This is a genomic window from Agrobacterium sp. Ap1, assembly GCF_017313375.1.
GTDB classification, from domain to species: Bacteria; Pseudomonadota; Alphaproteobacteria; order Rhizobiales; family Rhizobiaceae; genus Neorhizobium; species Neorhizobium cellulosilyticum.
Map to the genome: position 1 here is coordinate 322,594 of NZ_JAFLMY010000004.1, position 21,928 is coordinate 344,521.

Annotated in this window: 21 protein-coding genes and 1 tRNA gene; 9 read left to right on the forward strand and 13 right to left on the reverse strand. The window is 58.4% G+C overall.

The features are described 5' to 3' along the window. Positions 1-2 precede the first annotated feature (2 nt). The 6 genes from JZX87_RS10570 to JZX87_RS10595 all read right to left on the reverse strand — a co-directional run bounded on the left by JZX87_RS10570 (position 3) and on the right by JZX87_RS10595 (position 5,629). Positions 3-1,544 carry a phage major capsid protein gene (locus JZX87_RS10570; RefSeq protein WP_206825347.1) on the reverse strand — a complete coding sequence of 514 codons (1,542 nt, stop codon included), beginning with the start codon at positions 1,542-1,544 and terminating at the stop codon, positions 3-5. Continuing rightward, a complete protein-coding gene (locus tag JZX87_RS10575) occupies positions 1,541-1,927 on the reverse strand; it encodes a gene transfer agent family protein (RefSeq protein WP_206825348.1) in 387 nt (128 codons plus the stop codon). Before JZX87_RS10575 ends, JZX87_RS10570 begins: the two co-directional genes overlap by 4 nt. Then, positions 1,924-3,156 carry a phage portal protein gene (locus JZX87_RS10580; RefSeq protein ID WP_206825349.1) on the reverse strand — a complete coding sequence of 411 codons (1,233 nt, stop codon included), beginning with the start codon at positions 3,154-3,156 and terminating at the stop codon, positions 1,924-1,926. Before JZX87_RS10580 ends, JZX87_RS10575 begins: the two co-directional genes overlap by 4 nt. A gap of 92 nt (positions 3,157-3,248) precedes the next feature. Continuing rightward, positions 3,249-3,854, reverse strand: coding sequence for a hypothetical protein (locus JZX87_RS10585; protein ID WP_206825350.1), 606 nt, complete (start codon positions 3,852-3,854; stop codon positions 3,249-3,251). Further along, on the reverse strand, positions 3,851-5,449 hold the full coding sequence (locus JZX87_RS10590; RefSeq protein ID WP_206825351.1) for a site-specific integrase: 1,599 nt from the start codon (positions 5,447-5,449) through the stop codon (positions 3,851-3,853). Before JZX87_RS10590 ends, JZX87_RS10585 begins: the two co-directional genes overlap by 4 nt. Positions 5,450-5,552: 103 nt before the next feature. Next, positions 5,553-5,629, reverse strand: a tRNA-Pro gene (locus JZX87_RS10595). A 417-nt stretch (positions 5,630-6,046) separates the two neighbouring features. Here JZX87_RS10595 and JZX87_RS10600 point away from each other — a divergent pair. Further along, positions 6,047-6,799, forward strand: coding sequence for a pyridoxine 5'-phosphate synthase (locus JZX87_RS10600; protein ID WP_206825352.1), 753 nt, complete (start codon positions 6,047-6,049; stop codon positions 6,797-6,799). 157 nt (positions 6,800-6,956) lie between these two features. Further along, positions 6,957-8,222 carry an FAD-dependent oxidoreductase gene (locus JZX87_RS10605; RefSeq protein ID WP_183821831.1) on the forward strand — a complete coding sequence of 422 codons (1,266 nt, stop codon included), beginning with the start codon at positions 6,957-6,959 and terminating at the stop codon, positions 8,220-8,222. Positions 8,223-8,345: 123 nt separating this feature from the next. On the opposite strand, the gene JZX87_RS10610 is transcribed toward JZX87_RS10605, so the two are convergent. Both JZX87_RS10610 and JZX87_RS10615 read right to left on the reverse strand, forming a co-directional pair. Beyond that, complete coding sequence (locus JZX87_RS10610; RefSeq protein WP_148146450.1) at positions 8,346-9,374, reverse strand: GlxA family transcriptional regulator; 1,029 nt, start codon at positions 9,372-9,374, stop codon at positions 8,346-8,348. A gap of 286 nt (positions 9,375-9,660) precedes the next feature. Then, positions 9,661-9,858 (reverse strand): hypothetical protein, encoded by a 198-nt coding sequence (locus JZX87_RS10615; RefSeq protein ID WP_206825353.1) that lies wholly within the window; start codon positions 9,856-9,858, stop codon positions 9,661-9,663. Between the two features lie 175 nt (positions 9,859-10,033). Here JZX87_RS10615 and JZX87_RS10620 point away from each other — a divergent pair, with 175 nt between their 5' ends. Beyond that, entirely contained in the window at positions 10,034-10,972 is a 939-nt protein-coding gene (locus tag JZX87_RS10620; protein WP_373289340.1) for a LysR family transcriptional regulator, read from the forward strand. A gap of 33 nt (positions 10,973-11,005) precedes the next feature. On the opposite strand, the gene JZX87_RS10625 is transcribed toward JZX87_RS10620, so the two are convergent. The 4 genes from JZX87_RS10625 to JZX87_RS10640 all read right to left on the reverse strand — a co-directional run bounded on the left by JZX87_RS10625 (position 11,006) and on the right by JZX87_RS10640 (position 15,129). Continuing rightward, positions 11,006-13,045 carry an ASKHA domain-containing protein gene (locus JZX87_RS10625; RefSeq protein ID WP_206825354.1) on the reverse strand — a complete coding sequence of 680 codons (2,040 nt, stop codon included), beginning with the start codon at positions 13,043-13,045 and terminating at the stop codon, positions 11,006-11,008. Between the two features lie 9 nt (positions 13,046-13,054). Next, positions 13,055-14,020 carry a methyltetrahydrofolate cobalamin methyltransferase gene (locus JZX87_RS10630; RefSeq protein ID WP_206825355.1) on the reverse strand — a complete coding sequence of 322 codons (966 nt, stop codon included), beginning with the start codon at positions 14,018-14,020 and terminating at the stop codon, positions 13,055-13,057. Positions 14,021-14,066: 46 nt separating this feature from the next. Beyond that, positions 14,067-14,369, reverse strand: a complete 303-nt coding sequence (locus JZX87_RS10635; RefSeq protein ID WP_206825356.1) for a virulence factor — start codon at positions 14,367-14,369, stop codon at positions 14,067-14,069. 118 nt (positions 14,370-14,487) lie between these two features. Continuing rightward, positions 14,488-15,129 (reverse strand): DUF1638 domain-containing protein, encoded by a 642-nt coding sequence (locus JZX87_RS10640; protein ID WP_286194421.1) that lies wholly within the window; start codon positions 15,127-15,129, stop codon positions 14,488-14,490. A gap of 14 nt (positions 15,130-15,143) precedes the next feature. Between JZX87_RS10640 and JZX87_RS10645 the strand changes: the two genes are divergently transcribed. Further along, positions 15,144-15,305 (forward strand): entericidin domain-containing protein, encoded by a 162-nt coding sequence (locus JZX87_RS10645; protein ID WP_148146456.1) that lies wholly within the window; start codon positions 15,144-15,146, stop codon positions 15,303-15,305. Between the two features lie 53 nt (positions 15,306-15,358). On the opposite strand, the gene JZX87_RS10650 is transcribed toward JZX87_RS10645, so the two are convergent. Then, complete coding sequence (locus JZX87_RS10650; protein WP_112507838.1) at positions 15,359-16,060, reverse strand: cobalamin B12-binding domain-containing protein; 702 nt, start codon at positions 16,058-16,060, stop codon at positions 15,359-15,361. 252 nt (positions 16,061-16,312) lie between these two features. Here JZX87_RS10650 and JZX87_RS10655 point away from each other — a divergent pair, with 252 nt between their 5' ends. The 5 genes from JZX87_RS10655 (at position 16,313) to JZX87_RS10675 (ending at position 21,881) form a co-directional block, all read left to right on the forward strand. Next, positions 16,313-17,887: a trimethylamine methyltransferase family protein gene (locus JZX87_RS10655; RefSeq protein WP_206825577.1), complete on the forward strand. Its 1,575-nt coding sequence runs from the start codon at positions 16,313-16,315 to the stop codon at positions 17,885-17,887. Positions 17,888-17,996: 109 nt separating this feature from the next. Further along, entirely contained in the window at positions 17,997-18,692 is a 696-nt protein-coding gene (locus JZX87_RS10660; RefSeq protein ID WP_206825357.1) for a 4Fe-4S dicluster domain-containing protein, read from the forward strand. A 113-nt stretch (positions 18,693-18,805) separates the two neighbouring features. Next, positions 18,806-19,171, forward strand: coding sequence for a hypothetical protein (locus tag JZX87_RS10665; protein ID WP_183822440.1), 366 nt, complete (start codon positions 18,806-18,808; stop codon positions 19,169-19,171). Positions 19,172-19,338: 167 nt separating this feature from the next. Next, positions 19,339-19,866 carry an RNA polymerase sigma factor gene (locus JZX87_RS10670; protein ID WP_206825358.1) on the forward strand — a complete coding sequence of 176 codons (528 nt, stop codon included), beginning with the start codon at positions 19,339-19,341 and terminating at the stop codon, positions 19,864-19,866. A 2-nt stretch (positions 19,867-19,868) separates the two neighbouring features. Next, positions 19,869-21,881, forward strand: coding sequence for a vWA domain-containing protein (locus JZX87_RS10675; RefSeq protein WP_206825359.1), 2,013 nt, complete (start codon positions 19,869-19,871; stop codon positions 21,879-21,881). The last annotated feature ends 47 nt before the right edge of the window (positions 21,882-21,928 follow it).

A 21,928-nucleotide genomic window follows, 5' to 3' on the forward strand; every position in this document is an offset into this window, starting at 1 on the left:
GCTTAGGCCGTTGCCATCTTCAGCTTGCGGAAGACATCGGTGCGGACCACACCAGCACCGACACGACGGCGAGCATGGAAGCGGATCATGCCTTCGGTCATCAGAAGGAACGGGTTCGGACGAACCTGAAGCTCGATACGGTCATAGATGCGGTAGCCGGCTTTGAAGTCGCCGAAGATGATCGGGGAGGCATTTGCCGCAACATCGGGCATATCGAGAAGTTCGACCACGGGACGGCCGAGGATCGTTTCGGGCTGGCCTGCCTGATAGGACGGCTGCCACAGATAGTTGCCGTTGCCGTCCTTCAGGGTGCGGATGACGGCGAGCGTGGTGCCGTTCATGGCCCACGTTCCGCGGTTACGATAAACGCCGGGCAGGGAATACATGAGCTTGATGAGGGCGTCAGCGTTCAGGTTTGTGGCGTGGCCGTTCAGGCTGTTGGTGATGCCTGCTTCGGCCATGAAGCCCTTCGGCTCAAGGGCTGCGCTGCCGTTGACGAAAGCAAGACCTTCCTTCGCACCGAAGTCTTCGGCCAGCGCGAGGCGGATTTCCTGCTCGACGTCATGGCTGGCATCTTCGATAAGCCAATTTCCAACATCAACGTGAGTGGTCATTTCCTTGACGGAAAATTCCATCTGGTCGAACGTCGGTTCGCTGGCTTCAGAAGCGACGGCTTCGCCCTTCCATTTTGCATTCGTAACGGTAAGGCGCTTCGGCAGGATAACGGTGTGCGAACCGGTCGAACGAACGTCTGCGATGCCGCGAACCGGCGAAAATTCGACAAGATTGCGGATGAATTCGCTGCTAGTTTCTTCCGGTGCGAGAATGTAGCCGGGCGCATCGCTCGAGACGGTGAGCGCCTTCTTCACCACGTCAGGCGCGTCTTGGTAGCCGGTGCGGAGAAAATTACCGAACGCCTTGCGCGCGTTGTCGTTCTCCCCGTCAGGCTGGTTGTTGTTGGCTGCAAGCGGGCGATTTGCCTTGGCTTCCAGCTTGTCCATGCGGGCCTTGATGGCCTTCAGTTCTTGCGGTGTAACAACCGGATCGGCCTTGGCTTCCGGTGCATTCTCGATTTCGTTTTCCATACTTTCCTCAATCTGGGATTTGATCACGGTGACGCGGGCGCCAGGATGGACCGGGCGACGGCAAAGGCTGATTTCGTTGATGGTGATGGATTTGAAGACGCGGCCACCTGCTGAGCGCGGTTCAAAGCCGGTGTGACGGAAGCCGATGGACAAGCCGGCGATCTTTCCGGCCTTCAATTGCCGGTGAGCATCGCGGGCGGGTTCGATGCCTTCCACGAACAAATGGCCTTTCACTTCGAGGCCCTTGTCGGTTTCGGTGTAGGTTTCCCAAACGCCGACAACCTTCTTCTGGTCGTGCTCCATGACCATCGGAACGGACGTGGCGAAGGTGATGGTGCCTTTCTCGATCACGTCACCGACGCTATCGGGCGCGTCAAACGGCCATGCGATGCCGGTCACGGTGCCGGTGTCGTCAATCGAGACTTCGGCCTTGATTTCGAGGCAATCCGCTTCGATCAAAGGCCCGACTCCTTCAGGGCCTCATTGATCGCCGCGCTCATGTCGCCGGCCGCCGCTGCCTGTCGCAAATCGTCCTGGGCTTCGGCTTTGCCGTTCCAGCGCGCGTCCAGAATGTCGAAGGCGAGCGGAAGAACTTCCATGATTGGGCGCGGCTTGGCGTATGTATCGACAAGCGTCTGAGCATCGACCGGCGATGTTCCCGCGCCGATAAGGCCGGTGCGGATGATTTCAACCACGTCAGCGAAGTGAAAATCCTGCCGCATGAAGCGAGCGTAAAGCGCGCCGATGCCAACGCCGGTCTTGCGCTGCAATTCATCGATCATAGGAGACGTGAGGGTGAAGGTCTTCTCGCCGTCACCAAAATAGGCGGTGTGGGTAATCATGCTGCTTCCTTCGGCGGCTGGGGATCTGCCGGGCCGGTTGTGGTCGTCGTGGTGTAGGGATTGGCGAGATCGTCACCGCCCGGCAGCGCCGGCAGGTTCATCGCGGCGCGGACTTCGTTCGGGGTCATGGCGCGCATGGCGACAAGCTTGCCGAAGATTTCGGCTCGGCCGGCTGCGTCGGCGCGCTGAAGGTCATCAATAACGAACTCGAAATAGTGGTCGTCGCGCTCTTCTTCCGTGAGCAGCACGGTCGCATAGGCGTCCTGCCACTTATCCAGCCACGGGCGAAGGCAAAGCTGAAGGAAGCTCGCTGCCATCTGCTCGGCGTTGCTCCACGTTGCGCGCTCAAGCTGATAAAGCATGTGCGGCGGAACTCCGAAGACGCGGGCGATCTCGTTGATCTGCTCAAGGCGGTTTTCGATGAATTGGGCGTCGGTGCTGGCCATCACCGGACTGTTGAACTTCCAATCGCCATCCAGAATGAGCGGATCGCCGTTGAGGCTCGCCTTCCATCTGCGGAAGGACTTCAGCATATTGGCAATCGCCTTCGCGCCAGCATCGCCGCCCTGCAATTTTTCATTGCTGAGAATGCCGCTAGGGCGTGCGCCGGAACCAAAGAATTGAGATGCGTGCCGTTCAAGAATAGCGGCAACACCGACAGCCTCGCGGCCCAGTTTGATCGGCGAGATACCGGCAAACGCCGGGATATAGAGAACGTCGCGGTATGATAGCCGGACTTGTCCGCGTTCTGCCGAAACGAGATAGTAGGGTTCGCCGTCGTCTTCGAAGTTTCGTTGCACCTTCGAAGGGTCAAGACGGTGAAGCTCAAGCGGGCGGTCGTCGGATGCACGGACAACCTGTGCATAGCCAGCGCCATGGAGCAGGGCGTCAACGGTCAGATCAACGCGAAGTTGGCCGGCGCTTGTCCAATCGTTCGCCCAGCCATGGGCGATCTTTTGGGCGCTGTGATCCTTCGCGGCTTCCTTGCTGGCTTCAGTCTCGCGGTAGAGCTTGCAAGGCACCGATCCAATATTCTCGGAGATCAGACGGACAGCCTGAAGAACTGCCGGGACTTGCATCGCAGAATATCCAGTAACGGAAACGCCGGATGCGGTCGGAAGAATGCCGAAAATCTCGTTGATCGCAGGATCAGAAAGGGAGAATGCCTTCTGCTCTGTCGGAAGACCAAAGGCCTTCTTAACGGAAGTGAATGCAGAGGCGAATTTCATCAATAGCTCCAGAGTTTTTATCTGGCGCTATTGTCCCACGGCAGGAATCCCTTGTGAATCCCTGATTTGAAAATAATCCTATAACGTAGGAATTATTTCATATCCGCAGTGTTTTCGACTTCGGGAGATGGGAGTGGGTCATAGTGATTTGCAATCGCAACGCATGTTGCCAGAAAGTCTTCAGCATACATCCACACATCCCACTCGCGCTTTCCGAGCTTGCCCGCGAGTTCAATGGTCCCATCCATACCCCACGCGAAATCTTCATCCCGAGCATTCGAACCATTGTCATACACGGGGCGAATATCCACTGCATGAATGATCTTGTTACAAGCTTCTCGGAAGGAGAGGTCGCCCCTTTGAGCTAGCTTCTCATCCTCCCATCCGAAGCTTCCGAGTTGGTCGATTTCGATCAGGCTAGCCACAAGGCGATCGTAATCAGCGCGTAATTCCGACGCGGCCAGAATATCTTCAAAGGTCCGCATTCTAACCGCAAGATCAAGCAGCGATTGCGAAAGCCGATTCTCGGCGGTGCGCAGGAAATAGTCGTGCAGAGGGCCACCTACGTCATCACCGGAAAGGCCCGCCATCGATCGACTGGCTGCGATCACGGTAAAAGCGTCGATGCATAATTCTCGAATTTCATCGAAGTCGACAACGTGAGGCTTTTGATACTCGTGCCAATACGGATTGGTCATTCCGAAACACCTCTCTTGTGCGCTAATATATTCCGCACCTTGTCCATTTGCTCGGCGATCTCGATAAGCCGGTAATCACTGCCACCGTAATCATCGGCAGACGAGCCGGAAGACCGTCCGGTGATATAGAGCGCCGCTTTGTGGCTTACGCCACCAAATAGGGCGTCTTCGAAGAGGTGACGGAAGCCGTGGTTTGGTGGTGGCAGGTCGTTCCTGTTTGGGAAGACCTTCTCATGTATCCATTCGCGGAGGCGCTGATCTTCGTTCTTGCCGCCCGGAAAGAGCTTTCCTTCAGGCTGTGCTTTCACCCACTCGATAAAGCCTTCGGCAATCAACGCGCGATGGACTGGCACCTTCCGCGCCTTATGCGTTTTCGTGGTTCGACCATCACCGACACGGATATGGATGAACCAGTGGCCTTCGACTTCGGACACGTCACGTTTTTCAAGCACGGTGATCTCATTCACGCGAGCGCCGGTATGCGCGATGATCCACGGAATCCAACGAAAGCTCGTGCGTGAGGCCGTGCGAGCAAACTCCAAGAAGTGCCGAGCATCCTTCAGGGAATAGGTGCGTTCGGCGCTGTCAGCCTTCTCCACGTTCGGCAGCTCCAACGCGGCCCACGGATCGCCGGCAGGGAACATCTGCTTTTCTGCCTGCATGTTCGCCCAGTTCATGAGCGTGCGGATGATCGTGATTTTGTCCTTGATCGACTTTCGGGAGAGCTTCCCCTTGTTCAGCATGTGATCGCGCCATGCCTTGCCATCGGCGAGTGTGATCGTCGCAACCTTCTTATGTTTGCGGAAGTGCTCGAAATCGTATTGAGCTACACGGTATTTTTCGAGCGTGGCTTCTGACTTGGCACGACCTAAGCCCATCGCCGCACGCCGTTCCTGCTCATCTATTACCGCGTCGAATGTCCAGTGATCGAACTCGCGGATTTCAACGTCGGCGGTTTGCTCGGTCTTGTCCTGCTCGATTGCGTCGATGAGCGCGGGGTGTTCCGGCTCGCCGGTCATGATGCCATCGTCGCGCTCCGCAATGCGTGACAGCCCTTCATACTGGGCGACACACATCAGCCGAGCAAGCTCACGAAAACCTTCCGCACCCGGCCGAGCGTTGGGCGCGAATCTGACCTTCATGTCTTCGAGGCTATTTGCGATGATTGAATAATACTGGTCATCCGTCAGCCGGCCACTCATGCCGTCGCGAAGGTAGCTGACTAGCATGTCGTCTACCGCGCCCGAGGTAGCATAAAGAGAGCCAGCGTCGCGCATAGACTGGTCATGTGAGACAATATCTCGATAGTGGCGAACCATCAGCTTGCTCGGGTCGACTGGCTCGGTTGTGAGCGCCAGCGACTTGCCGGTGTCACGCTCGTATTCTTCAGCGGCTTTGCGAATGCGCTCCTTGAATACGGCTACGTGATAAAAAAGGTTCTCTTTCGCCGTTCGGAGATCAGGGCCTAGCGGCTCGCGAAGCTGCGTTCCACCGATATAGGGCCGAAGCTCTTCCTTTATAGGGACGCGGGCGAAATAGCGGCCATTCAGCTCTTGAAGATATTGGGGGAGTTTTCGAGTCGTTTTCTTGGTCATCGTCCGAAGCCCGTTTGTAACGAGTTTTGTAATGGTAGTTCGGACAAACAGGCTGAGAAATCAAGGATTTCTCGGCATTACAACGACTTACAAGGGAAAAACATGGTCGGAGTGGAGAGATTCGAACTCCCGACCCTCTGGTCCCAAACCAGATGCGCTACCAGACTGCGCTACACTCCGTGCCAAGGTGAAGGCGAGATACACGGTTCCTGGGCAGGCCGCAACTGCAAAAATAGACATTCTACAAGACAGGATACGTCAATCTGCGGATACCAGGATATTTTCGGCTTATAAGCGCAAATCTTCTGCCCGATAATGACGCGTTACCAGGGCTGTTCGGATACGGTCTGCTTTGTTTGCAGAAAGAAAGAAGTGACAGAATTCGCCGCGCCACCCACCGGTCCGCCGCCTCGGTCCGGTGGGTGGTGGGCGAATTCTGTTAGGTAAATCTAATGTAAAATGCGATCAAATCCAGCCTTGCCGTGCACCAAAATCTCTTCGATGAAAATTCTTGATGACAATCATGGTTTTCGGTTGGTGGTTTTTGCGCGGTCGGTCATCTAAGAAGGATTGTCCTTCGATCAACGGATACCCGCCATGCCTACATTGCTTTCCGTGAACCTGAATGCCGTTGCCATGCTGCGCAATCGTCGTGATCTCCCATGGCCGAGCGTCGAAAATCTGGGCCGCATCGCACTTCAGGCGGGCGCTTCCGGCCTGACGGTTCATCCCCGGCCTGATCAGCGGCATATCCGCTTCTCGGACCTTCCGACGATCCGGGCGTTGATCGATGATGAGTTCCCTCATGCGGAATTTAATATCGAGGGATATCCGAGCGAGGATTTTCTCGCACTCTGTGAAAAGATCGAACCTGAGCAGGTCACGCTTGTGCCTGATGACCCATCTCAGGCAACTTCCGATCACGGGTTTGATTTTCGCCGTGACGGCGAGATGCTGAAGCCGATTGTCGCGCGGCTGAAAAAGGGCGGAATGCGGGTGTCCCTGTTTGCCGATGGTGATGGAGACCTTGAGGCCGTCAAACTGGCAAAGGCCACGGGGGCCGATCGTATCGAGCTTTATACCGGTCCGTATGGCGGCTGCTTCGACGATCCGCAGAAGGGCGCGGACATTCTTGTCGATCTGGGCAAGACTGCGGATGCTGCAATCGCTCTTGGTCTCGGCATCAATGCCGGCCATGATCTGACGGTTGCCAACCTTCCGGCGCTGGTCAAACGTATCCCGAAACTGGCGGAAGTCTCGATCGGCCACGGCTTGACGGCCGATGCCTTGGAATTCGGCATGGCGGAAACCGTCCGCCGCTTCCGCCACGCCTGCGGCCAGGCGGTCTGAGGTCTGCATCCTATCGGATCACTTTGAATTGGATCGGTGATATGCGCTCAGCGCATTTGTTCTTGAGGATTATCAACCTAAGTCACTGTTAGCGCGGCTCCACCGTTGAGGTTGGAGCCTGCGTCAATTGAAGCTGCCAGAAGAAAGGGCGCTTACAGTGACCAAGCATAGGATTGTCGTCGTCGGCGGTGGTTTTGGAGGAATCCAGACCGTTCATGGGCTCAAAGGCAGCTCCGCCGATATAACCCTGATAGACCGGCGCAATCACCATCTGTTCCAACCGCTTCTCTACCAGGTCGCGACGACATTGCTCGCAACCTCGGAAATCGCCTGGCCGATTCGCAGGCTTTACCGCGATCGGAAGGATGTCACCACCATTCTGGATGAGGTTGTCGACGTTGATACGGAGGCCAAGCTTGTTCGCCTCCAATCCGGCCGCGCTATCCCTTATGACACGCTCGTTCTGGCAACCGGCGCACGCCACGCCTATTTCGGCCGCGACGAATGGGAAAAGCTCGCCCCGGGCCTCAAGACGCTGGAAGATGCAACGACGCTGCGTCGCCGTATCCTGCTTGCCTTCGAGCGCGCAGAACTTTCGGAGAAGACGGCCGACCGCGATGCGCTATTGACCTTCGCCATCATCGGCGCCGGTCCGACCGGCGTCGAGATGGCCGGCACGATTGCCGAACTCGCCCAGAAAGTTCTGCCGCCGGAATTCCGCAGCATCGATACGACAGCAACGAAGGTGATACTGATCGAGGCCGGCCCGCGGGTTCTGGCAGCCTTCTCCGAGGATTTGTCGGCTTATGCGAAATCAGCGCTGGAAAAGCTTGGCGTCGAAGTCAGAACCGGGAAGCCTGTAACTGCGATTACCGAGGAGGGGGTCACGGTCGGCGAAACCTTCGTGCCTTGCCGTACGGTCATCTGGGCGGCTGGCGTGCAGGCATCTCCCGCCGCACAATGGATTCGTGCCGAGGCCGACCGGGCGGGGCGTACCATTGTTGGTCCCGATCTTTCTGCCGCACACGATCCGAACATTTTCGTCATTGGTGACACAGCGTCGGTCAAACAGGACGATGGAAAGCCTGTTCCCGGTATCGCGCCGGCTGCCAAGCAGCAGGGCGCTTATGTGGCCAAAGTCATCAAGGCGCGTCTGGCTGCCAAGCCTGCGCCGGCACCCTTCAGGTATTTCCACCAGGGCAGTCTTGCGACGATCGGAAAACGAGCCGCTGTCATCGATTTCGGCAGGATAAAGCTTAAGGGCGGGCTTGCCTGGTGGATATGGGGGCTCGCCCACATCTACTTCCTGATCGGCACGCGATCACGGCTCGCCGTCGCCTGGAGCTGGTTATGGATCTATCTTTCGGGCCAGCACAGCGCTCGCCTGATAACCCAGAAAGAGACGCTGAAGGACGAGGCGTGATCCGGCGATCATCATGCTCGGGCTTGTCCCGAGCATCTACTGCCGCCTCAGCAGCTGCAACGCAGACAGACCCTCGTCGAGAGGCGAGGGTAGCGCCGGATAAACAGCACCTCCGGATGTGTATTAAACAACGACGCCGGTGCGCGCCGTGTTGAGCGTCAGCTTGCGCTCGGCGCGCTCCTGTTGCGGCGAGCGGTTATAAACCTCGCGATAGCATTTGGAAAAATGCGAGGCGGAAACGAAGCCACAGGCGACCGCCACTTCGACTACCGGCATGGAGGACTGCACAAGCAGATGGCGGGCGCGATCCAGTCTGATTTCGAGATAATACCGTGCCGGCGAACGGCCCATTTCCTGGCGGAACAGCCGTTCGATCTGCCGACGGGATAGGCCGGCATCATCGGCGATCTCGATGAGCGACAAAGGCTCCGCAAGATTGTTTTCCATCAGCTCGATGATCGAAAGCACCTTGGAATTCTGTACCCCGAGACGCGCGCGAAGCGGTAGGCGCTGACGGTCATGCGGGTTGCGCACCCGGTCGGTCAATTGCTGTTCGCAGACCCGGTTGACGAGGTTGTCGCCAAAATCCTGGCCTATCAGGTTTAGCATCATGTCGAGCGACGCCGTGCCGCCGGCGCAGGTATAGAGATTGCCGTCGACCTCATAGAGATCGGCATAGACCTCTGCCTGCGGAAAGGCTTCGGAAAAGCCGGGCAGATTTTCCCAATGGATCGCGCAGCGCTTGCCGTTGAGCAGGCCCGCCTGCGCCAGGACATGCGCTCCGGTGCACAGGCTGCCGACGGCGATTCCACGATTATAGGTCTCGCGCAGCCATGCATTGACTGACTTGTTGTTGAATTCCTCGACATAGATACCTGAGCAGACGAGAACCATGTTCGGTCGGTTTTCGCCGCTAAGATGACGTCTTTCGTCTGCCAGCGACGAATTGACTTCTATACCTATCCCGCTCGACGAATATACCTTTTCGCCATCGGCGGAACAGAGCCGCCAGCTATAAGCCGAATAACCGAGCATGCGGTTGGCAATCCGCAGCGTTTCGATCGCCGCCGAAAACGGCAGCATGGTGAAGTGTGGAACGAGAAAGAAGACGATCGTGCGCTTCTTTACCTGTGGCTTGCTGGTCAGATCCATTGTCGTAGTTCCCCTTGCCGCCGCTTGATGCGGTCTTGCATTGCTTCAAAAGCGACACTCGCATGGATGCTATTCTTGAGCAGAGCTTTTGACGACAGGGAAATGGCATTTTTGCGACATCTAGGCGTCGCACTGGTGATAGGTTCCTGGCTTTTCCTGCATTTTATCAAATTGCCGGAATGCGACATGGTCCGCAGCGTCTGGCTGGCGGACCATGTCTAGGGTTCATATCTCTGTATCGCCGGAACTATCCGGCTCGTATAGCGGGTCGACCCCGGGATGGACATCACTTGCCGATCGTTGTCGGCCAGCCGATGTCCTTGCGGATTTCCTGCGGAAGTCCTTCCAACATGCGTTCCGTCTTGCGGCGGTTCCAGGCTGCAACCGCACGGTCGAACAGGGAGATGACCTGCTGCGGGCGGGAGGTCTGAGGCTTTGATGAGGCGCCCAACCGGCGCTCGTCGAGATAAGTGATAGTCGTCATTTCGCTTGCTCCTTGGATTTCGTTCAGATTTTCGGCGGCTTCCTTCTGGGAGGGAAAAGGCCAATCCATCAATCGATCGGATGGCTGTCGCACGTCTTATGAAATTCTGTTTTGCAACGACGCCTGCTTCCGATGTTTTGCAGTATCCGCCCTGTTTGACTTTCAATCAAACGAAATGATATGGTGCTTAAGTTCAGAAAATTTGATGGGTGCACCGATGACCGTACCGTTCAGAACGCCGCTGCCATTGCTTGATAATGATGTCCTGCGCACTTTCGTCGCCATTGCCGAAACCGGCAATTTCTCGACAGCTGCTGATGTCGTACTGCGAACACCCTCGGCAGTCTCGATGCAGATCAAAAAGCTGGAAGAGCAGTTGAAGTCGACGCTTTTTCTGCGTGATGCCCGTTCTGTGACGCTCACCCAGAACGGCGAAGTGCTTTTATCTTATGCTCGACGCATGCTGGCATTGTCCAATGAGGCGGTGTCGCGCTTCGTAATGCCGGAACTGTCGGGCGTCGTACGGCTCGGCGCACCGGACGATATCTCCGAAAGGTTGCTGCCAAAGATCCTCAAGGATTTCGGCGAGCATTTTCCCGGCATCATGGTCGACGTAACTGTCGATCAGAGCACGCTGTTGCGCAAGCGTATGGAGGAACAGCGGCTTGATCTGGCACTGATCAACTGCGCCACCCGCCCGTTTCCGACCGGTGGCGAGATTATTCACACGGAAAAACTCGTCTGGGCCGGCGCCAAATGCGGCAATGCCTATCTGCGCGATCCGATTCCCATCTCCGTTTGGGAAGAAGGCTGCGTCTGGCGCAATGATGCAATCGCCCAGCTGGATAAACAGAAGCGGCCTTACCGGATCGCCTATGCCAGCGCCCACACGATGGCACAGCGTGCTGCAGTCGTTTCCGACCTGGCGATCGCGCCGTTCCCGCTGTCCTACATTACCGAGGACATGCAGATTCTCGGGCCCAAGGAAGGCATGCCGGATCTCATCACGTTCGATATTCGTCTTTTGACCGCGCCGAATCTCTCCATTCCGGCCAAGGCGGTTGCCGAGAGCATCAAGGATGCCTTCAGTTCGCTGGATGCCGTCGCGGCCTGAGTTACATCATTTCAAGATAATATCCGGCGCCGTTCACGTATCACGCGAGCGGCGCCTTCTGCGTCCGCCATCCGCACCTGCATCCGCCAACATCTTTCGTTCCGGCAGAGTGACGACCATCCTGAGGTTGGGGAACGCATCGACTTTGTTCGGCAGAGCCATGGCCGCGACGAAGTGTTCCTGGAATTTAGGCTCCAGTGCAGTTTCGATCTTCTCGATCTTGCTGACCGTTTCTTCGATTTCCCGGCGATAATCGCGATTGAGCAGGCACATGCGCGCGCCGGTTCCCGCCGCGTTGCCGACGGCCTTCACCTTTTCAAGGTCACAGTCGGGGATCAGGCCCAGCACCATCGCATATTTGGGGTCGATGAACGTGCCGAAGGCTCCTGCAAGTCCGATCCGGTCAAGATGGCCGGCGCCCTGCTTGTCCATCAGAAGTTTTACGCCGGCATAAAGCGCCGCCTTGGCAAGCTGGATCGCCCGCACGTCATTCTGCGTCACTGTGATCCGCGGCGTCCCGTCATGCAGCAGGTAGGAGAAGGTGCGGCCGTTTTCGAGAATACGCTGGCTGCGCGCGGCGAGCCCGCCATCGACAACGCCATCCTCCGAGATGATCCCCGCAAGATACATTTCGGCGATCACCTCGATGATGCCGGAACCGCAGATTCCGGTTACGCCGATTTGCGCCGCCGCTTCAGCAAACCCCGGCTCGTCCGACCATGGTTCGACGCCGATCACGCGGAAACGCGGTTCAAGCGTGACCGGGTCAATCCGCACCCGTTCGATCGCACCCGGCGCTGCACGCTGGCCCGATGAAATCTCGGCGCCCTCGAAAGCAGGGCCGGTCGGCGAAGATGCGGCAACGACACGCGTCCGGTTGCCGAGCACGATTTCCGCATTGGTGCCGATGTCGACCAGCAGCATCATCTCGTCCTGCCGGTGCGGTCCTTCGGATAATGTCGCCGCCGCCGCATCGGCGCCCACATGCCCGGCAATGCAGGGCAGAAGATAGGTCCGCGTACCGGCAGTCATCGGCAGGCCGATTTCCGAAGACTTCACCTCGACGGCACCTGAGACCGCCAGCGCAAATGGGGCGCCACCCAGTTCCGTCGGGTCAATTCCAAGAAACAGGTGATGCATGATCGGATTGCCGACAAAGACGCTGTCGAGAATGTCCGCGCGTGAAATGCCACCGTCGGCACACACCCGGTCGATCAACCCGTTCAGAGCCTCACGCACGGCATCGGTCATCGCTCCGCGCCCGTCCGGGTTCATCATCACATAGGAAACCCGGCTCATCAGGTCTTCGCCGAATCGGATCTGCGGGTTGGAGGTGCCGGCAGACGCGACCGTGCGGCCGGACAGAAGCGACGACAAATGCATGGCGATCGTTGTCGAACCGATGTCGCAGGCGATCCCGTAAGCCTCGTTCTTCAGCCCCGGATAAAGCGCGATCAGGCGAGGGCGTTCGTCCTCGCGATCCTTGTGGATCGCCGCCGTCACCTTCCACTCGCCTTTGCGCAGGATCTGCTGGACCTGCGGGATGATATGGAAATCCACTTCGACATCGTCGAAATGCCAGTCGGTCGCGAGCGCCACTTTCAGCCGGTCGAGATCACCGAGCGGCTTTTCCATGTCGGGTTCCTCGACCTCGACATAACACATGCGCACTGCCGGATTGCGGTCGAACACCCGCTCGTCGGCTGCCTTGCGCACCACTTGCGCGTTGATGACCGTATCCTGCGGCACGTCGATAACGAGATCGCCGAGGATCTGTGCCGAACAGGAAAGCCTGCGTCCATCCGGCAATCCGCGCACCCGGTCAAACCGCTCCTCCTTCGGTCCCACCTCGGAGAGGTGATCGACCGAGGAGACGATGCCATGTTTGGCGAAATTGCCTTCCTGCACCGAAATCTGGCAACGTCCGCAGGTCGCCCGCCCGCCGCACACGCTTTCCACATAGACCCCAAGCTGGCGCGCAGCATCGAGCACCGGCGTGCCGACCGCAAAGCGGCCACGCTTGCCGGATGGCATGAACAGGACGAGGGGATCTCTACGGGATGCGTCAGCCATTCTCGTCGCTTACTCCGCCCTCGCTCCCGCTCCAGCCCGTGCAGCCCTTCCACCACGCCGTCCGCCACCAGCCGATGGGGCAGGGACTGCCGCTGCGGTCGCACCTCCTTCGGCAGGTCTGTAGTCGCGATAGGTCATGATCCAGTTGCCGCAATTCTGGTCGGTGCCATTAAGCACATTGGCAGCACGGACCGCTTCCATTTCTTGCGGACGGCAGGGGTTCATGATCGCCGATGTCATGCCGGCACCGATCACCATGGGAATGAAACCTGCATTGATGCCGTGGCGATGCGGCAGGCCGAAGGAGATGTTGGAAAGCCCGCAGGTCGTGTTGACCTTCAACTCCTCGCGCAGCCGGCGCAACAGTGCAAACACCTGCAGCCCCGCCGACCCGAGTGCCCCGATCGGCATCACCAGCGGATCGACGACGATATCGTGGCTTTTGATCCCGTAATCTGCTGCGCGCTCGACGATTTTCTTCGCCACGGCAAATCGCACGTCCGGATCCATCGAAATCCCGGTCTCGTCATTCGAGATCGCCACGACCGGCACGTCGTATTTCTTGCAGAGCGGCAGGATCGCTTCGAGTTTCTCTTCCTCGCCGGTGACCGAGTTGATCAGCGGCCGTCCCTTGGCGACCTTCAGCGCCGCCTCGATCGCTGCCGTCACCGAACTGTCGATGGACAGCGGCACATCCACCAGTCCCTGGACGATCTCCAGCGTCTGTACCAGAAGCCCCGGCTCCGTCTCGTTCGGATTGACCGAGGTGACGCCGGCATTGACGTCGAGCATCGTCGCTCCAGCCGCCACCTGTTCCAGCGCATCCTTGATGACCGTGTCGAAATTGCCCTCGATCATCTCGGCGGCCAGCTTCTTGCGGCCGGTCGGGTTGATCCGCTCTCCGATGACGCAGAAAGGCTGGTCGAAGCCGATCACGATTTCCCGGGTTGCGGATGCGACGATGGTGCGTGTCATTGCGATCTCCGGTTCAGGGGGGAGTGATAAAAGGATCGGCGGTGGTTTATGCGCTCTCCCGGCCGCCGGCCTTCACCAGCGCCACGAGTTTTTCCTTGTCGTAGGCGGCTTCGAGCTCCGCCGCTGCCACATCCGCCTCAGCTTCCAGCTCGTCGGAAACCGGTACCGGATCGGCCTTACGCCATTCGGCGAGGTAATCGTCGGTTTCTGCCGCTCCGGTGCGCATGGCGCACATGTCGATCGCCTCGGTGAAGCGCAAGGAAAGCTCGCGCTTTGCGGTCTGCCGTCCCTTTTTGATGATCACCTGGGCCGGGATATCCCGCCAGAAAACGACAATGCGATCCGCCATGAGCTCCTCCGATTACTCCGTGAACATGCACCGGTCCTGCGGTTCGGACTGTGCTTCGCACGACGTCGCAGATGACGAAAAGCGACGTCATGCCTTTCATATGTTTTGCCGGAAACAATCACACCGAGCGGATCGCCGAGGTTAGGTCACCATAGCCGGTAAAACGATATTCGTATTCCAGCCCGAGATAGTCTGCCGCCTCGCGCGCCTTATGCTGCAACTCCTCGTCTTCTTCCTGCGAGAGATAGATGAGTTTTTTGTAATTGCCGAAATACATGGGCTTCAGTTCGGGATGACGATCGAGGCCAAGCGGTTCGATGACGAAAGCACGAAACTGACGTGCGAGAAAATCCGTCAGGAAAAAGGATAGGAGATCATCGTCGGCCTTGTCGTGGAAGGCCTCATTGCCGGAGAAGAACGAATAACAGTGCGGCCCCTCGATCCGGGCAATGCCCTCGCGCTCACACAGCCGGTCGATCTCGCCGCCGGTTCCGCAATCGGCATAAGCGAAAAAGATTCTCTCGAACCCGTTTTGTCTTGCCTCGGCTACGGCCGCTTCCAGCCCCGGAACGATCTTTTGCGGATAGGCATGCCAAATCGCCGGCAGGCAGTTGAGGTCGATATGGTTGAGCCCCTGTTGCCTGGAAACCGCAAGAATTTCCCTTGCGATCGCTCCGCACGCGATCACGTGAACTTTTTCGCGAGTTGAACGTTCCATAGCCGGAAAATCACTTTCCGGCACATTTTGATCTTTACCCATCGGAGTATTCCATCATGACGGCCAAGACATTCACAGTTATCGCCGCACTTTTCGCCACCACGGTTTCGCTCAGCTCCTGCGGCAATACGATCCGCGGCATGGGTCAGGATACGGCAAATACCGTGAACGCCACCCAGGATGCCGGTCGTCGTGTAGACCGTGCAGCTTCGCACTAAATCGAGACGGTCGATAGAAACGCGCCGCATCTCTTGAGATGCGGCGCTGCCCGTCAGGCACCTGCGGCCATCCGGTTGTGACGGCGGCTAAGGAAATCTTTCGCGGTCTCGACGGCGACTGCCGCATCACGGCAATAGGCATCGGCACCGACCGCCTTGCCGAATTCCTCGTTAAGCGGCGCGCCGCCGACCAGCACGACATAATCGTCGCGAATTCCCTTTTCCTTCATCGTGTCGATCACGACCTTCATATAGGGCATGGTCGTCGTAAGAAGTGCCGACATGCCGAGGATATCCGGTTTCTCGCGCTCGATCGCATCGAGATAGTTCTCAACTGGATTGTTGATGCCGAGATCGACGACGTCGAAGCCCGCACCCTCCATCATCATGCCGACGAGGTTTTTGCCGATGTCGTGGATATCGCCCTTCACGGTACCGATCACCACCTTGCCAAGTTTCGGAGCGCCGGTTTCTGCCAGAAGCGGCCGAAGGATCGCCATGCCGGCCTTCATCGCATTGGCCGATAGCAGCACTTCCGGCACAAACAGAATGCCGTCGCGAAAATCGATGCCGACGATCCGCATGCCCTCGACCAGAGCCTGGGTCAGAACGTCGTAGGGCGTCCAGCCGCGCTCCAGCAGGATATTGGTCGCTTCTTCGATCTCTTCTCTGAGACCGTCATAGAGATCGTCATGCATCTGTTGAACGAGTTCTTCGTCGGAAAGCTCCGATAGAATGATGTCGTCGTCGGACATGAATTCTCTTCCCTGGTTGGGGGCGATGTTCCGGATCGCCCAGATCGTAACGATACCCGCAACTATGTCTAACCGTATTTTGTTTCGCGTTTTCTTTCGTAAGCGACGTCGCACGTCGGAAAGCGACACTCGGCAGCGCATGATAGAATGTCTGTCTCGCACAAGCGCGTGACGCATAAAGGCAGGAGCGTCGCCGTGCGGGGGCCTAGCATGCCCATCAAAAGACCAGGTGAGATCGAGGCGAGGAAGATCATGGACGATATCAGCCAGCAGGCGGACGCGGGCGGCGGTTCTGGACGGCGCGGTCGGGGCGAGCGGGGAGCAGCCGGCAGGCGCGCGGCCCGCACCGGCGGCGGCCCCGGCGCATCCTTGCCCTATATCACCCGCAGGATCGGCGTTTACGAAGTCCTCGACGAAGAGGGGCTGGAACTGATCGAGCGTAATGCCGACACGATCCTCGAAGAGATCGGCATCGAGTTCCGCGACGACGAGGAAGCGCTGGAACTCTGGGCCAAGGCCGGTGCCGATGTGCGCGGCAGCCGCGTGCATTTCCCCAAGGGCCTGTGCCGTGAACTTTTGAAGACTGCGCCGAGCGAATTTACCTGGCATGCGCGCAACCCGGAGCGCAATGTTCATGTCGGCGGAAAAGCGACGATCTTTGCGCCCGTCTACGGCCCGCCCTTTGTCCGCGACCTCGACGGGGTGAGGCGCTATGCGACGATCGAGGATTTCCGCAATTTTGTGAAACTGTCCTATATGGCGCCGTCGATGCATTCTTCCGGCGGCACGGTCTGCGAGCCGGTCGACGTGCCGGTCAACAAGCGTCATCTCGATATGGTCTACAGCCATATCAAATATTCCGACAAACCGTTCATGGGGTCAGTCACCGCGCCCGAACGCGCCGAGGATACGATCGCCATGGCGAAACTCGTCTTCGGTGATGAATTTGTCGAAAACAATTGCGTCACTCTCAACCTCATCAACGCCAATTCGCCGATGGTCTTCGACGGCACCATGCTCGGTGCACTGAAAGTCTATGCACGGCATAACCAGGCCTCGGTCGTTTCGCCCTTCATCCTCTCGGGCGCCATGAGCCCGGTCACGGTTGCAGGAACGCTGACACAAATTCTGGCCGAGGTTCTGGCCGGTGCCGCAACCACCCAGCTCATCCGCCCCGGCTCGCCCGTTCTGTTCGGCACTTTTGCCGCGTCGATCTCGATGCAGTCCGGCGCCCCGACTTTCGGCACGCCGGAACCCTCGCTGGTCTCCTACGGCGCAGCCCAGCTTGCACGTCGGCTTGGCCTGCCGTTCAGAACCGGTGGCTCGCTTTGTGCTTCGAAGGTGCCGGATGCCCAGGCCGCCCACGAATCGGCCAATACGCTTAATATGACCCTGCTTGCCGGCACCAATTTCGTTCTCCATGCTGCAGGCTGGCTCGAAGGCGGTCTTGTTTCGTCCTATGAGAAATTCATGATCGACCAGGATCAACTCGGCATGATGCAGAAGATGGCCGAAGGCGTCGATCTGTCGGCCGAGGGGCAGGCGCTTGATGCGATCCGCGAGGTTGGACCCGGCAGCCATTATCTTGGCTGCTCTCACACCCAGGCACATTTCCAGACTGCCTTTTATCGCTCGCCGCTGGCCGACAACAATTCCTTCGAGCAGTGGGAAATCGAAGGTTCCAAGCGCATCGAAGACCGCGCCAATGCGCTCTGCCGCTCCTGGCTCGATCATTACGAAGCCCCGCCACTCGATCCGGCGATTGATGAAGCGCTTCTCGCCTTCATCAAGGACCGCAAGGATTCCATGCCCGACGCCTTCACCTGAAGAGAGCCCGAGGCCGCCAGGGAGCAAGGCGGCGCACGGCAGGTAGCCGATTTTATCCAGGGCAGCGTCTGGCGGCCGCATTATGAATACAAGGGGCCGCGCTGAGACGATGAGCGGCCGTTTGTCCATCTGTCGCGAGATTCAAGCCGCGCTTAAGCCGAGCGGCATCCTGATCCGCGGCACGGTAGATTTTGCCGTGGGCGAGGGGCCGTTGCTGGCCGATGGCAGCCATGCCGCCTCGGTCGTGCTGCTCGGCAATGCTGGCGGCTCGATCTGGCCGGCTTTTTCCCGCTGGAATACTCGCAATAACGGCCCCGATCCGCTCGACACATGGTCGAAGAAGATCATTTGTCCGCTGGCGGAAAAGATTGGCGGCACAAGTTATTTCCCCTCCGATCCGCCCTGGCAACCGTTCCAGCAATGGGCAATGCGCGCAGAAGGGCTGAAGCCTTCTCCACTCGGAATCCTCATTCATCCGGAATACGGTCTCTGGCATGGTTATCGTGGCGCGATCGGTTTTCCCGCTGTGGTTGGAAAGTCCCATGCCGGAAAGGTCGTCACCGTTAGGAGACATGCCTGCGACGTCTGCGAGACGAAACCATGCCTGACCACCTGTCCCGTTTCTGCCATCTGCATGGATCCGGCGGATTTCGCAGTTTCGACCTGTCGCAGCCACCTCGTTACGCCGTCGGGGCAGGGTGGCTGCATGGTCTCCGGTTGCCTTGCACGCAATGCCTGTCCGGTCGGCCAAGGATACCGTTATCCCAAGGAGCAGCTGAAATTCCACATGCGGGCGCTGGGCTGAGCCGCGTCAAAATCGCCATCGCATCTCAAGGACGTTGCGTCTGCCAACAGGCGCGCTACATTCATGATGTCTGACATATGAAACCAGCCGGGAGGAGTGACTGTATGAAACGTATGTGGCCTGACGAGTTTGACTACATTCTGGACAACGCCGAGGAGGTCATGCTGGAGGCTCCGGCTTCTGTGAATGAAGATGGTGTGGAGCTTGATGCGATCAATCGACCAGCCCTGAAGGTTCGTCTGTCACAGCAGGATTTCGAACGGATTTGGCCACTCGCCGAGGCCCGTTACCGGCTTGATGGACGCTTTGCCGGCAAGGCGATCACGCTGATCACTAACAATCCGCATTATCACGCCTGGCACCCTGCCGATGGTGGATCTGATGATTCCGTCTCCGGCAGTGGCACTAAATACACGACCAAATATGTCGTCGCCCACTTCCTGTTCGATGACGTGCGCGAATCCGCGGTCGCAGCCTGACACGGCTTGCTGACACGAGATTGAAAAAAAATGGCCGGTTCCTGACAAAAAGGGGCCGGTCCTTTTTATGTCGAGAAGACGATCGAATATTTTTTCCCTGAACACCCAAGGATTTTCTCTCGCCTGGCGTCTAAGCTCTAGAAGACGAGAGAGCGGATAATACGAGCGTGAGCGCCGAGATCCTCAAGAGAGCGTGCGAAGGTGACCGGGATGCATTCTCGGCACTGATCGAGACGCATTACGATTTCATCCACGCGGTCGCCTGGCGATGGTCCGGTGTCGCAAGCGACGCCGAAGATATCGCCCAGGAGGTCTGCATAAGGCTTGCCCGGGCGATCCGCGGGTTCCGGGGAAACTCTTCCTTGCGTACCTGGCTCTACACAATGACGCTGAATGCGGTACGCGATCACCAGCGCCAAGCCGCTCGCCGCAGTCGCGAAGAGAAACGGTTCGCAAACGACCCGCTTTATAGTTCGCCGCCGCCTGAGCACGATGGTAGCGGCGATGACGCACTCTGGGCCGCTGTCCGTACCCTGCCGGAAAAGCAGCGTGATGCAGTTTTGCTCGTTTATGCCGAAGGCCTGAGCCACGCCTCGGCGGCCGATGTGATCGGTTGTTCCGAAAAAACCGTGTCCTGGCATCTGCACGAGGCACGAAAACGATTGAAGGACCTTCTGAGGAAGGAGGCAGTCTGACCATGACCGACGAATTCGACAGATTGCGGAACAATCCGCCAGCTCCCAACCCGTCAGAGGCAGCGCGCGCCCGTGCGATTTCTGCTGCCATGCAGGTTTTTGATGCCGAGGGAAAAAAAGCGGGCCAAACCCAAGGAAAGACCCAAGGAAAAAGCTGGTGGCACCGTCAAAGCTCCATCCTCAACCGGATCTGGAGCAATAACATGATTACCCGACATCACTATCTCGCAGGCTCGGCGCTAGCCACGCTTCTGCTCGTCCCGTCTGCCGCCTATCTCACCTTCGAACTTAATCGTGGAAATCCGCCGGTCGCGACCGGAATTTCCGTCTCACAGCCAGCCGAAGTGCAATACCAATCGGCAGCAGAAACGGCATCGGGCAAGAAAAAGGACTTTAATGCCGATGACGTCGCACGCCTCCTGAGCAGGGAAAACTCTGCAGGTGGCGCGGCAAGAAACGTCACCGCAATGAAACCTCAGCAGGATGCAGCCCCGGCGCCTGCACCGATTTACGAGAACATCATCGCCGCGCCGCCGGCCCTGCGTGCTGCGCCGCGAGCCAGCGCGCCAGGTTCTGATCCCGCCGCATTTCAATCACATCAGGCGGGCGACCGTTTTGCCAATGCCGACTTAAATCCGGTCAAGAGCGTCGCGACCGACCCGGTCTCGACCTTTTCCGTCGATGTCGACACCGCCTCTTATTCGCTCGTCCGTCGGGCGCTGATGCAGGGGAGGCTGCCCGATCCCGACAGCGTTCGCGTCGAGGAGATGGTCAACTATTTCCCCTATGAATGGCCGCGCCCGCAATCGGCCGACACGCCGTTCCGCACCACCGTCACGGTGACGCCGACGCCCTGGAATGCCGGCACGCAGCTGATGAGCGTCGCGATCAAAGGCTACGATATCGCGCCGTCATCCGCGCCGCCCGCCAATCTCGTGTTTCTGATCGATGTTTCCGGCTCGATGAATGCGCCGGACAAGCTGCCGCTGTTGAAAAGCGCCTTCCGTCTTTTGCTCGGCAAGCTGCGGCCCGAGGATAAGGTATCGATCGTTACCTATGCCGGTTCCGCAGGCACGGTGCTCGAACCCACTTCCTCGAGCGAACGTGACACAATCCTGAACGCCATCGACACGCTGCAGCCGGGCGGCTCCACCGCCGGTGCGCAAGGCATCGAGGCGGCATACGATCTGGCTCGTCGGGCCTTCATCAAGGACGGTGTCAACCGTGTCATGCTGGCGACCGATGGCGATTTCAATGTCGGCGCATCGAGCGATGGCGATCTCAAGCGCCTGATCGAGGATCGCCGCCGCGATGGAATCTATCTGTCGGTGCTCGGCTTCGGTGAAGGCAATCTCAACGATAGCCTGATGCAGACGCTTGCCCAGAATGGCAATGGCACGGCCGCCTATATCGACACGCTGGCGGAGGCGCAAAAGGCGCTGGTGGAGGAGGCGGGGTCGACGCTTTTCCCGATCGCCAAGGATGTAAAAATCCAGGTCGAGTTCAACCCCGCGCGGATCGCCGAATACAGGTTGATCGGTTACGAGACGCGTGCCTTGCAACGGGAGGATTTCAACAATGACCGCGTCGATGCCGGCGATATCGGCTCCGGCCATGCGGTGACGGCGATCTATGAGGTCACTCCGAAAGGCAGCGAGGCCGTGCTCAACGATCCGCTGCGCTATGGCAAACCGTCCTCCGAAACGCCTGCTTCCGACGAACTCGCCTTCGTCAAGCTTCGCTACAAGCAACCGGATGGTGACACGAGCAGGCTCATCACCACCGCGGTGACACAGGCAAATGCCTTCAGCGATTTCAACGCGGCGCCGCAGGATGTCCGCTTTGCAACGGCAGTTGCCGCCTTCGGGCAGAAATTGCGGGGCGCCGGGACGCTTGAAGCCTATTCCTACGGCTCGATCCTCGATATCGCCCGCAACGCGCGAGGCGAAGACCCGTTCGGTTATCGATCGGGTTTCCTGGATCTGGTCCGGCTCGCGGAGACGCTAAAGCGATAGGCCTGCAGCATGTCTCCCGAAAGTGGTCACTGGTTTCGGGATAAAGC